The sequence below is a fragment of the Variovorax sp. DAIF25 genome, assembly GCF_050711835.1.
Lineage (GTDB): Bacteria > Pseudomonadota > Gammaproteobacteria > Burkholderiales > Burkholderiaceae_C > Variovorax.
This window is the reverse complement of record NZ_CP136636.1, coordinates 7,318,462-7,330,897: the sequence shown is the minus strand read 5'-3', so window position 1 is coordinate 7,330,897 and position 12,436 is coordinate 7,318,462. Positions and strand designations below refer to the sequence as shown.

The following is a 12,436-nucleotide window of genomic DNA, read 5'->3' as shown; positions in this document are numbered from 1 at the left end:
GTGCGGTTTTCACACAGACTTCACACACGCCGCCATGGGTTCACAGACCGCGGACAGACTGCCAGACGCCGACAAAAACACCGGGGGAGCCTCCATGCTTCAAGTTGCCAATCGAAAACTCGCGTCGCTCAGCGACGTGCTCTTCACCGGGCTGGGCCGCGCGCTCGGCTTCCTGCGCCCGCTCGCGCGCGGGCTCATCGGTTCCTGGCGACCCCCGGGCTGGCTGCGCATCGCGGGCGCGCTGCTGCTGCTGGGACTGCAATGGCTGCAGCAGCGGCTCGCCTGGGTGCTGCTGCTGGTGCTGCTGGCGTTCGCGGGGTGGATGGCCAGCCCGCAGCTCCTGAAGTGGTGGCATGGCCTCACGCCCGATCGCGTCGAGCCCGTGGTGGCGACCGCGCAGATCGTGCCGCCGCCGCGCACGCAGATCGAGCTCGACAAGGGGCCCAATCCGGTCGTGATCAACTTCTCGGCCTCGGTCGCGCCGATCGCGCGTGTCGGCCAGGAGGCGACGGGCGTCGGCATCGAGCCGGCCATCGCGGGCCGCTGGACCTGGACCGATGCCAAGAAGCTGGAGTTCCTGCCCGCGCAGGACTGGCCGGTGGGCCAGGCCTACAAGGTGCGGCTCTCGAAGGAAGCGCTGGCGCCGCACATCGAGATCGAACAGCGCAAGTACGACTTCAGCTCGGCCGAGTTCAGCGCCCGCATCGCGAGCGCCGAGTTCTACCAGGACCCGGTGCAGGCCAACGTGCGGCGCGCGTTGTTCCAGGTGCGCTTCTCGCATCCCGTGAACACCGCCGAGTTCGAGAAGCGGCTGGTGCTGACCTATGACCAGGCCTGCAGCAGCTCGTTCTTCAGCGTCGGCAAGTGCGCGAGCGAGAAGTTCACGGTCAGCTACGACAAGCTGCGCCTCACGGCCACGGTCCAGTCCGAGCCCCTGCCCATTCCCGAGAAGACCCGCCCCGTGCTGCTGAGCCTCACTTCCGGCGCGGTGGCGCAGAAGGGCGGCCCGGGCCAGCGCAACGACGTCTCGCGCGCGGTCGACATCCCCGGCCTCTTCAGCCTCGACATCGCGAGCGTCGAGCCCACCATCGTCACCGGCGAGAACGGCGAGCCCGAGCACGTGATGCACGTCAGCGCCTCGATGCCGGTGCACGAGCGCGAGATGGCGCGCCTGGTGCAGGCCTGGCTGCTGCCGGCCACCGAAGATCCGAAGGGCGATCCGGAAGACAAGTTCGACTGGTCCGCCGATCCCGCGAAGATCACCGACGCGGTGCTGCGCCGCGCGAAGAAGATCGGCCTGCAGCCCATCGCCAGCGAGCGCGAGGTGACCGAGACGGTCAGCTTCCGCCTGCCGCAGGCCGAAGGCGGGCGCTACCTGCTGGTGCGCGTGGCCAAGGGCCTGAAGACGCCCGGCGGCTACCAGCTCGGCACGGCCTTCCAGAGCGTGCAGCTGCTCAAGACCTTCGCGCCCGAGCTCACGATCATGAGCCAGGGCTCGCTGCTCGCGCTGTCGGGCGAGCGCAAGCTGCCGATCCTGGTGCGCGACCTGCCGGGCGTGCGCGTCGAGATCGGGCGCCTGCTGCCGCAGCAGTTGCAGCACCTGGTGACGCAGAGCAACGGCGATTTCTCGCATCCCAAGTTCTACGGCGGCCTCGGCACCGACAACCTGGTCGACCGCTTCGAGAAGCAGATCCCGCTGGCCATTCCGCCCGGCAAGGCGCACTACGAGACGGTCGATTTCGCCGAGTACCTGCGCAGCGACATCAGCGATCGGCGCGGCGTGTTCCTGCTCAAGGTGCAGGGCTTCGATCCCAAGGCGAAGAAGAAGCCCGAGGGCGAAGCGGACGCCACCGAGGCGTCGTCCGAGGACGAGGAGCAACAGTCCTCGGGCGAGGACGAGGGCAACCCCGAGAGCGGCAACCCCGAGGACCAGAAGGACGAGCGGCTGGTGCTGGTCACCGACCTGGGCATCGTCGCCAAGAAGTCGCTCGACGGCACGCGCGACGTGTTCGTGCAGAGCATCGCCAACGGCCAGCCCGTGGGCGGCGCGCTGGTCGAGGTGTGGGGCCGCAACGGCATGATCGTGGCGTCGCAGGCCACCGACGCCACGGGCCGCGCGAAGCTGCCCAACCTCGCGGGCTTCCAGCGCGAGAAGCAACCGGTGGTGCTGGTGGTGCGCAAGGACGGTGACCTGAGCTTCCTGCCCTTCAACAAGACCGACCGCACGCTCGACATCTCGCGCTTCGACGTCGGCGGCCTGCGCGCGGCCGGCGTGCCGAACCAGATGACGGCCTACGTCTTCAGCGACCGCGGCATCTACCGCCCGGGCGACACCATGCACATCGCGATGATGGTGAAGGCCGGCAACTGGGGCACCTCGCTGCGCGACCTGCCGCTCGAAGCCGAGATCATCGATGCGCGCGGCCTGAGCGTGCGGCGCGAGAAGCTGCGCCTCGGCCCCGGCGGCGCGGCCGAGATCGCGCATGCCACGCAGGACACCTCGCCCACCGGCAACTACACCGTCAACCTCTACCTGCCGCGCGAGTCCTCGCCCGGCGCGCCCGAGGTGCAGGGGCTGCTGCTGGGCAGCACCACGGTGAAGGTGCAGGAGTTCCTGCCCGACCGCACCAAGGTCACGGCCAAGCTCAGCAGCGAGATCGCCGAAGGCTGGGTGAAACCCAAGGACATGAAGGCGCTGATCGACGTGCAGAACCTGTTCGGCACGCCCGCGCCCGACCGCAAGGTCGAGGGTACGCTCACGCTGAGCCCGGCCTTCCCGGTGTTCCGCGCCTTCGCCGACTACGCCTTCTTCGATCCGCAGCGTGCGGCCGAGAAGCAGGTGGACGACCTCGGCAGCGTGCAGACCAGCGCCGAGGGCAAGGCCGAGTTCGACCTGCGGCTGTCGCGCTTCGAGGCCGCCACCTACCAGGTGCACGTGCTGGCCAAGGCCTTCGAGCCCGAGGGCGGGCGCAGCGTGTCGGCCGAGGCGCGCACGCTGGTGAGCGACCTGCCCTACCTGGTGGGCGTCAAGGTCGACGGCGACACCGGCTACGTGAGCAAGGGCGCGGCGCGCAACGGGCACGTGATCGCGATCGACCCGCAGGCGAAGAAGACCGCGGTGGCCGACCTGGTGCTGCAGCGCGTGGAGCGCAAGGTGCTGTCGGTGCTGATCAAGCAGGACAACGGCCTGTACCGCTACGAATCGCGCCGCAAGGAGATCGTGCTCGACGAGAAGCCGCTGGCCATCGCCGCGGCCGGCAACAACGTGGCGCTCGACACCGGCACGCCCGGCAACTTCGCCTACGTGGTGCGCAATGCCGGCGGGCTCGAGCTCAACCGCGTCGAGTACAGCGTGGCGGGCAACGCCAACGTCAGCCGCTCGCTCGACCGCAACGCCGAGCTGCAGCTCACGCTCGACCGCAAGGACTACGAGCCCGGACAGGAGATCGAGGTCAGCATCCGCGCGCCCTACGTCGGCGCCGGCCTCATCACCATCGAGCGCGACAAGGTCTATGCGCATGCCTGGTTCAAGACCGACAAGACCGCCTCGGTGCAGAAGATCGTGCTGCCCAAGGACTTCGAGGGCACCGGCTACATCAACGTGCACTTCGTGCGCGACCCGGCCTCGGACGAGGTCTACATGAGCCCGCTGTCCTACGGCATCGCGCCCTTCGCGACCAGCCTGTCGAAGCGCACGGCCAACCTGCAGCTCACGAGCACCGAGCTCGTGAAGCCCGGCCAGACCGTGAAGATGAAGCTCACCAGCGACCAGCCCACGCGCGCCGTGGTGTTCGCGGTCGACGAGGGCATCCTGCAGGTGGCGCGCTACAAGACGCCCGACCCGCTCAAGCACTTCTTCCAGAAGCGCGCGCTCGAGGTCGGCACCCTGCAGACGCTCGACCTGATCCTGCCCGAGTTCAAGAAGCTGATGCAGGGCGCCGCGCCCGGCGGCGACGGCGAAGGCGAGCTCGGCAAGCACCTGAATCCGTTCAAGCGCAAGCGCGACAAGCCGGTGGCCTACTGGTCGGGCCTGGTCGACGTGAACGGCAGCCGCGAGTTCAGCTACACCGTGCCCGAGAGCTTCAACGGCAGCCTGCGCGTGATGGCGGTGGCCGTGAACGACGAGACCACGGCCGCGAAGAGCACCCGCACCACGGTGCGCGGCGACATGGTGATCCTGCCGAACGCGCCGCTCGCGATGGCACCCGGCGACACGGTCGAGGTCGGCGTGGGCCTGGCGAACAACATCGCGGGCTCGGGCAAGGAAGCGCCCATCGCGCTCACGCTCACCGCCTCGGGCGGGCTCGAGGTGGTCGGCGATGCGACGCAGACGCTCAAGGTCAACGAGCGCGGCGAGGCCAGCACCAAGTTCAACGTGCGCGCCAAGCCCGGGGAGCAAGCGGTGCTGGGTTCCTCGGCGCTGGTGTTCACCTCCACGCACAAGAACTTCAGCGCACGGCTCGCCACCGAGGTGAGCGTGCGGCCCGCCTCGCCCTTCGTCTCGCTGGTGCAGGCCGGCAGCTTCCAGCGTGCTGGCGAGATCGCGAGCAAGGGCGACTTCTATCCGAACTTCCGCCGCAGCGACCTCGCGGTGTCGGCCGCGCCCTGGGCCTTCGCCACCGGCTTGATGCAATACCTCGAGGCCTATCCGCATGGCTGCACCGAGCAGATCACGAGCCAGACCTTCCCGGCCGTGCTGCTCGCGGGCCGGCCCGAGCTGCTGAAGGAAATGGCGCGCGGCCGCGCGGCCGACCAGGGCCCGCTGCCCGAGACGCGCAAGACGCTCGAGCGCTACCTCGTGCAGCTGCGCGCGCGCCAGACGGCCGACGGCGGCTTCTCGCTGTGGCCCGGCGCGGGTGCCGATCCGTTCGCGACACTCTATGCGGTGCACCTGCTGGTGGAGGCGCGCGACCACAAGCTGCCGGTGCCGCAGGACCTGCTGCAGCGCGCCAACACCTACCTGCAGGGCTGGCTCGGCAGCGGCGACTCGTCGCTCGACGGCTGGCGCCAGCGCACGCAGGCTGCCTACCTGCTGACGCGCCAGGGCATCGTGGTGCCGGCCGCGCTGGCCAACCTGCGCGAGGCCTGGCGCAACCAGCAGTCGAAGCAGGCTGCGGGCTGGAGCGACGACCTCGGCGCCGTCTACCTCGCGGCGAGCTACCAGCTCGTGAAGCAGGAGCAGGTGGCCAACGAGCTGCTCAACCCCGTGTGGGCCGACCTGCTCGCGCGCAGCGAGAAGAACCAGCGCCGCAACGTCTGGGGCCGCTACTACGACCCGCTGGTGCACGACAGCATGATGTTGCACCTGGTGGGCCGGCACTTCCCCGTGCGGCTCAAGACGCTGAAGCCCGCCGTGTGGGAAGGCATGGCCGGCATGGTGCGCGATGGCTGGTACAACAGCCTGTCGTCGGCCGCGATGCTGATGGCGGTCGATGCCTACTTCGACGCCGTGGCGCAGAACGCCGAGGGCAAGCTCACGGCCTCGGCCATCGATGCGCAGGGCAAGGCCGCGGCGCTCGCGCTCGGCGCGGTCAATCCGGTGGCGCGCGCCGCCGTGCCCGCCGGCACCGCGAAGCTGGGCCTCTCGAACGACAGCGACTTCAACCTCTACTACAGCTGGACCGAGCAGGGCTTCGAACGCAAGCTGCCCGACACCGCGGTGAACCAGGGGCTGGAGGTGTTCCACGAGGTGCTCGACGCCAAGGGCAACCCGGTCACCAAGGCGAAGCTCGGCGAAGAAGTCACGGTGCGGGTGCGCGTGCGCAGCCTCGAGCGGCCGCAGATCGCCGACGTGGCGCTGGTCGATCTGCTGCCCGGCGGCCTCGAGCCCGTGCTGCAGGCCGTGGGCGACGATGCCGAGGGCGAGAACGCGGACGCGCCGGTCTGGAAGAAGCGCCTGGGCGGCAACGGCTCGTGGAAGGTGCAGTACGCCGACATCCGCGAGGACCGCGTGGTGTTCTACGGCAGCGTCGACAAGAACCTGCTCGAAGTGACCTACAAGGCGCGCGCCACCAACGTCGGCGACTTCGTGGTGCCCGCGGCCTACGGCGAGGCGATGTACGACCGGCGCATCTACGCGCGCTCGGCCGGTGCGCGCTTCCAGGTGGTCGCGAACTGAGCCGAGGCGGGAGCGAACCCATGACCGCGACGCGCGCACGTTCCGCATGGCGAGGCCGAGGTCGCCGCCTGCTGATCGCGGGCGTGCTGCTGGCCCTGCTGCTCGCGCTGCTGCGGCTGTGGCCGCATGCACCGCTCAGCGAGACGGTGGGCAGCTCGCGCGCCGTCTACGCACGCGGCGGCGAGCTGCTGCGGCTCACGCTCGCGGCCGACGAGCAGTACCGGCTGTGGGTGCCGCTCGAGCGCATCTCGCCCACCCTGATCGACGCGGTGCTGCTCTACGAGGACCGGCGCTTCTACGCCCACCCGGGCGTCAATCCCGCGGCGCTGGTGCGCAGCGCCTGGCGCATCGCGAGCGGCGAGCGCCGCCAGGGCGGCTCCACCCTCACGATGCAGCTCGCGCGCCGCCTCTATGGCATCGACAGCCGCACGGCCGGCGGCAAGGTCGCGCAGATCGCCGCCGCGCTGTGGATCGAGGCGCGCCACGGCAAGCGAGAGATCCTCGAGGCCTACCTCAACACCGCGCCCTACGGCGGCAACATCGAGGGCGTGCAGGCCGCGAGCCTGATCTACTTCCGCAAGGATGCCGCCAGGCTCAGCCTGCCCGAGGCGCTCACGCTCGCGGTGATTCCGCAGAACCCGGTCAAGCGCATCGCCGAGCGCGGCCGCAACACCGAGCTGCAGGCCGCGCGCGAACGGCTCTGGGCGCTGTGGGCCGAGCGCGATCCCGCCGCGCGCCAGCATGCGCCCGACGCGCAGCTCGTGCTCTCGGCGCAGTCGCGCGGCAGCCTGCCCTTCCTGGCGCCGCACCTCACCGACATGCTGCTCGCGCAGCCGCGAAGCGATGCCGGTGTCGCCGCGCCGGTCGAGATCCGCGCCACCCTCGACCTGCGCATGCAGTCCACGCTCGAGCGCGTGATGGCCCAGTACCTGCGCACGCATGCCGACGTCGGCATGAACAACGCGAGCGCGCTGCTGCTCGATGCCTCGACCATGCAGGTGCGCGCGCTGATCGGCTCGGCCGACTGGCACGACGACGCCATCGCGGGCCAGGTCAACGGCACCCAGGCCAAGCGCTCGCCGGGCTCCACGCTCAAGCCCTTCATCTATGCGCTCGCGCTCGACCAGGGCCTGCTGCATCCGAAGACCATGCTGAAGGACGCGCCGACCGCCTTCGGTCCCTACACGCCCGAGAACTTCGACCACCGCTTCGCGGGGCCGCTGTCGGCGCAGGAGGCGCTGATCCGCAGCCGCAACGTGCCCGCGGTCGCGGTGGCCGCGAAGCTCTCGAAGCCGGGCCTCTACGACTTCATGCGGCTGGCTGGCGTGCAGAAGCTGCAGAGCGAATCGCACTACGGCCTCGCGCTGGTGCTCGGCGGCGGCGAGGTCACGCCTGAGGAGCTCACGGGCCTCTACGGCACCCTGGCCAATGGCGGCATCGCGCAGCCGCTGCGCTACACCGAGCCCTCGCCCGACGAGCGGCCCGCACAGCCGCTGCGGCTGCTGAGCGAAGAGGCTTCTTTCATCACGCTCGACATGCTGCGCCAGACGCCGCGCCCCGACACCACCCTGCCCGCGCGGCCCGCCATCGCCTGGAAGACCGGCACCTCCTGGGGCTTTCGCGACGCCTGGACCGCGGGCGTGTTCGGTCGCCACGTGCTGGTGGTGTGGGTCGGCAACTTCGACGGCAGCAGCAACCCCGCGCTGGTGGGTGTCGACGCGGCCGCGCCGTTGTTCCTGCGCATGGTCGACGCGCTGCGCGCCGAGCGGCTCGATCCCGGCGAGGTCGCCGTCACGCAGCCGGCCAACCTGCGCCAGGTCGAGGTCTGCGCCGCCACCGGCGGCCTGCCCGATGCGCTGTGCCCGGTGCGCACGCGCACCTGGTTCATCGCCGGCAAGTCGCCGATCCAGGTCAGCAACCTGCACCGCGCCGTGTGGGTCGACGAGACCACGGGCAAGGTGGTCTGCGGTCCGCAGCCGAACGCGCGCCAGCAGGTGGTCGAGCAATGGGGCAGCGACATGCGCCGCCTGTTCCGCCAGGCCGGCCTGCCGCGCGCCAGCGTGCCCGCCGACGGCTGCGAGCAGAAGGACGCGGGCGCGCCCGAGGCCGCCCCGCTCATCAGCTCGCCGCTGCGCGGCGTGCGCCACACGCTGCGCGTGGCCAGGCCCGAGCCGCTGGTGCTGCGCGCCGAGGCCGCGGCGGGCACGCAGACCCTCTACTGGTTCGCCGACGATGCGCTGGTCGGCCGTGCCGCGCCTGGCGAGGGCCTCGCCTGGATGCCCGACCTGGCCGAGTCGGGCCGGCGCTACGTGCTGCGCGTGGTCGACGATCAAGGCCGGGCCGAGTCGCGTGAAGTGATCGTCGATATCGCACCTTAGTGGCAGTCATGTCACCGCGGCGTCACGCGTGGTCGGCAAGGTCTCGCGTTTTCGACTCGGACTCCCGACCTCCATGAAGAAGACGCGCCTTTCCCTCCTCGCCCTGGCCGCCGCCGCTGCGTTCGCCGCCACCGGTGCCTCGGCCCAGACCGCCTTCCCCGCCACCCTCGCCGGCCATGCCGTGCTGCCCGCGCAGAGCTTCGTCGCCGCGCCCAAGGATGCGCCGGCCGACCTGCAGGTCAGCGGCAAGTTCACCACGCCGAAGCGCGTGGAAGCCATCGGCAGCATCGAGGGCCTCTCGGGCGGCCGCGGCACCGGCGTGTCGCTGCCCTTCAAGGGCCAGCCGCTGCAGGGCCACTCGGGCATCAAGAAGATGGACGACGGCAGCTTCTGGATCCTCACCGACAACGGTGCCGGCGCGAAGGCCAACTCGCCCGACTTCATGCTCTACCTCAACCACTACAAGGTCGACTTCAAGAGCGGCAAGTTCCAGCGCCTGGCCACCGTGTTCCTGCACGACCCCGACAAGAAGGTGCCGTTCCGCATCGTCCACGAGGGCAGCAAGCAGCGCTACCTGACCGGCTCCGACTTCGATCCCGAGAGCTTCCAGTTCGCCGGCGGCGCACTGTGGATCGGCGAGGAGTTCGGTCCCTACCTGATCAAGGCCGACCTCAAGGGCAAGGTGCTCGCCGTGTTCGACACCCAGGTCGACGGCAAGGTCGTGCGCTCGCCCGACAACCCGGCCGTGACCACGCCCGGCGTGCCCGGCGGTGCGGTCGACTTCCAGATCAAGCGCTCCAAGGGCTTCGAGGGCATGGCCGCCTCGAAGGACGGCAGCAAGCTCTACGCGCTGCTCGAAGGCCCGGTGTGGAACGCCGAGGCCAAGGACTTCGAGAAGGTCGAGGGCAAGGAAGCGCTGCGCGTGCTCGAGTTCGACGTGGCGGGCGAGAAGTGGACCGGCCGCCACTGGAAGTACGTGCTCGAGGCCAACGGCAACGCCATCGGCGACTTCAACATGATCGACGGCACCACGGGCCTGATCATCGAGCGCGACAACGGCGAAGGCACCAGCGACAAGGCCTGCCCCGAAGGCCAGAAGCGCACCGACTGCTTCCACGACATCGCGAAGTTCAAGCGCGTCTACAAGGTCGAACTCAGCGACGCCAATGTCGGCGGCCCGGTGCGCAAGATCGGCTACATCGACCTGCTGAACATCGCCGACCCCGACAAGCTCGCGCGCAAGCCGCTCAACGACGGCGTGCTCAAGTTCCCGTTCTTCACCATCGAGAACGTCGACGTGGTGGATGCCACCCACATCGTCGTCGGCAACGACAACAACCTGCCCTTCTCGAGCAGCCGCGAGCCGAACAAGGCCGACGACAACGAGCTGGTGCTGCTCGAGGCGGGGGCGCTGCTGCAGGCGAAGTGAGGGGCAGGAACGCCCGCTATCGCCCTGCGTCCGGGTCGAGATAGCAGGGTGTTTCCTTGGGGAAATCGTGCCAGATGAGTATTATTCTCATTCTCCCGGCCCTGGCCTTTCCCCTTTTTCCATGACTTCCCGAACGACTTCGCACGCCGTCCGGCGCGCGGCGTGAGCGCCGGCCTGCGCTACCGCCTCGGCGTGGCCTCGCGCGCCGTCGCCGCCATCGCCGGCGGCTACGGCGTGGCCGCGCTCTCCGCCGCCGCGCTCGCGCTGTGCCTGCCTGCGGCCTTCGGCATGGCGCGCAGCGAGGCCGCGATGACCGGCACGCTGGCCTCCTTCCTCGTGTTCGCGGTTGCGGTGATGTGGGTGTTCGCGGCGCGCAGCGCGTGGCGTGCCTGGATCGGCCTGGTCATCGCCGCGGTGCCGCTGGGTGCGCTGCTATTGGTGCTGCCGACGCCGGGAGCGGGCGCATGAAGGAAGGCTTCCGTCAGTCGATGGCCTGGCTGCACACCTGGTCGGGCCTGCTGGTCGGCTGGGTGCTGTTCATGGTGTTCGCGGCCGGCACGGCCTCGTACTTCAAGGACGAGATCACGCTGTGGATGAAGCCCGAGCTGCACGGCCTGTCGCGCGCGCCGGTGCCGCAGGTGCAGGCCACCGAGGGCGCCTACGCCTACCTGCAGCAGCACGCGGCCGACTCGCCGCGCTGGTTCATCACGCTGCCGACCGAGCGCGAGCCCTCGACCAGCCTGTTCTGGACCCGGCCCGCGCCGCCGGCCGGTTCGCCGCCGCGCGACCGGCGCGACCGTTTCGGCCGCGCGGTGCTCGATGCGGCCAGCGGCCAGCCTTCGGCGGCGGTGCGCGAGACGCGCGGCGGCGAGTTCTTCTACCGCCTGCACTTCGACCTGCACTACATGCCCGCGATCTGGGGTCGCTGGATCGTCGGCTTCTGCGCGATGTTCATGCTGGTGGCGATCCTCAGCGGCATCGTCACGCACAAGCGCATCTTCAAGGACTTCTTCACCTTCCGTCCGAAGAAGGGCCAGCGCTCGTGGCTCGACGCGCACAACGCGACCGCGGTGCTCGCGCTGCCCTATCACGCGATGATCACGTACACGGGCCTCGTCACCCTGATGTTCATGTACATGCCCTGGGGCCCGCAGGCGGCCTACAAGGACAGCGGCGGCACGCAGGCCTTCTTCTCCGAGGCCTTCGCGGGCGGCGTGCGCGAGCAGTTCAAGGCCGCGGGCCAGAAGGCGCCGATGGCACCGGTCGCACCGATGCTCGCGCAGGCCTCGGCGCACTGGGGCGGCGCGCCGGTCGGCCGCCTCACCGTCAACTCGCCGAACGATGCCAACGCGACGGTCATCGTGCGCCGCGCCGAAGGGCCGCAACTGGGGTCCGAGCAACCGTCGATGGTCTTCAATGGCGTGACCGGCGCGCTGGTCGGTGCCTATGGCGACAGCATGCGGCCCGCCGTCGAGACGCGCAGCGTGCTCTACGGCCTGCACATCGGCCGCTTCGGCGATCCGCCGCTGCGCGCGCTGTTCTTCGTCTCCGGCCTCGCGGGCTGCCTGATGGTGGCCACCGGCCTCCTGCTGTGGGCCGTGAAGGAGCGCCAGAAGTTCGCGAAGCGGCTCAAGCAAGGTGGCCGCGTGAGCTTCGGCCTGCGGCTGGTCGACGGCCTCAACCTCGGCGCGATCGCGGGCCTGCCGCTCGCGATGGCCGCCTTCTTCTGGGCCAACCGGCTGGTGCCGTTCGACACGGCCGACCGCGGCGCGGCCGAGATCGGCTGGTTCTTCGCGGTCTGGGGCGCGGCCGCGCTGCTGGGTCTCGCGCGGCCCACGCTGCGCATGTGGCAGGCGCAGCTCGCCGCAGGCGCGCTGCTGTTCGCGCTGCTGCCGGTGCTCAACGCATTCACCGGTCCCGCGCCGCTCACGGTCAGCCTGCGCTCGGGACCGAGCGCCATCGCCGGCTTCGACCTGGTGTCGATCGCGCTGGGCCTGGGACTCGCGGGCGCGGCCTGGATGGTGGAGCGCAAGCGGCGCAAAGCCTCGAGCGCTTCGGCGAAGAAAGCCGCGAAGGCCGACCCGGCCGATGACGCGGTGGACTCGCCTTCGCTCGCCACCTCGGGCCAGGGATCGTGATGAATGCCTTGCTGATCGCGACGGTGTTCGCCGCCTCGCTCGCGGGCTTCTGCGCGCTGGGCCTCGCGATGGACCGCCACAGCGAGGACGTCTTCGGCCGCGGCAGCACGCCCGGCCCGTGGCGACGCTGGCTGCAACTCGGCGGCAGCGTGGCGCTGTGCCTGTCGCTCGTCGCCAGCCTGCGCGCCGCCGGTCATTCGATCGGCTGGGTGCTCTGGCTCGGCGCGCTCACGGCGGCCGCGCAGACGGTGGTGGGGCTGCTGAGCTACGCGCCGCGCCGCTTCCACTGGGTGGCGTCGGCGGCCGCGGCGATCGCGGTGCTGGCGGGGCTCGGGTGCCTGGTGCTGGCCGCGCTGGGCGATTGACCTGCGGC

At 70.3% G+C, this 12,436-nt stretch carries 6 protein-coding genes; all 6 read left to right on the top strand.

What is annotated here, in order from left to right; all coding sequences use genetic code 11:
* The first annotated feature begins 94 nt into the window (after nucleotides 1-94).
* Nucleotides 95-6,118 carry an alpha-2-macroglobulin gene (locus R0232_RS33940; protein WP_431510847.1) on the top strand — a complete coding sequence of 2,008 codons (6,024 nt, stop codon included), beginning with the start codon at nucleotides 95-97 and terminating at the stop codon, nucleotides 6,116-6,118.
* 20 nt (nucleotides 6,119-6,138) lie between these two features.
* Complete coding sequence (gene pbpC, locus R0232_RS33935; RefSeq protein WP_431510846.1) at nucleotides 6,139-8,496, top strand: penicillin-binding protein 1C; 2,358 nt, start codon at nucleotides 6,139-6,141, stop codon at nucleotides 8,494-8,496.
* Between the two features lie 73 nt (nucleotides 8,497-8,569).
* Entirely contained in the window at nucleotides 8,570-9,925 is a 1,356-nt protein-coding gene (locus R0232_RS33930) for an esterase-like activity of phytase family protein (RefSeq protein ID WP_431510845.1), read from the top strand.
* A 162-nt stretch (nucleotides 9,926-10,087) separates the two neighbouring features.
* Entirely contained in the window at nucleotides 10,088-10,393 is a 306-nt protein-coding gene (locus tag R0232_RS33925; RefSeq protein ID WP_431510844.1) for a DUF3649 domain-containing protein, read from the top strand.
* A complete protein-coding gene (locus tag R0232_RS33920) occupies nucleotides 10,390-12,063 on the top strand; it encodes a PepSY-associated TM helix domain-containing protein (RefSeq protein WP_431510843.1) in 1,674 nt (557 codons plus the stop codon). The genes R0232_RS33925 and R0232_RS33920 overlap by 4 nt, the downstream gene beginning before the upstream one ends.
* A complete protein-coding gene (locus tag R0232_RS33915; RefSeq protein WP_208513077.1) occupies nucleotides 12,063-12,428 on the top strand; it encodes a DUF3325 domain-containing protein in 366 nt (121 codons plus the stop codon). Before R0232_RS33920 ends, R0232_RS33915 begins: the two co-directional genes overlap by 1 nt.
* Nucleotides 12,429-12,436 lie beyond the last annotated feature (8 nt).

What these genes read in the sequence shown, in the direction of transcription:
- R0232_RS33940 (WP_431510847.1), top strand. Translation starts at nt 95, where the DNA reads ATGCTTCAAGTTGCCAATCGAAAACTCGCGTCGCTCAGCGACGTGCTC.
- pbpC (WP_431510846.1), top strand. Translation starts at nt 6,139, where the DNA reads ATGACCGCGACGCGCGCACGTTCCGCATGGCGAGGCCGAGGTCGCCGC.
- R0232_RS33930 (WP_431510845.1), top strand. Translation starts at nt 8,570, where the DNA reads ATGAAGAAGACGCGCCTTTCCCTCCTCGCCCTGGCCGCCGCCGCTGCG.
- R0232_RS33920 (WP_431510843.1), top strand. Translation starts at nt 10,390, where the DNA reads ATGAAGGAAGGCTTCCGTCAGTCGATGGCCTGGCTGCACACCTGGTCG.
- R0232_RS33915 (WP_208513077.1), top strand. Translation starts at nt 12,063, where the DNA reads ATGAATGCCTTGCTGATCGCGACGGTGTTCGCCGCCTCGCTCGCGGGC.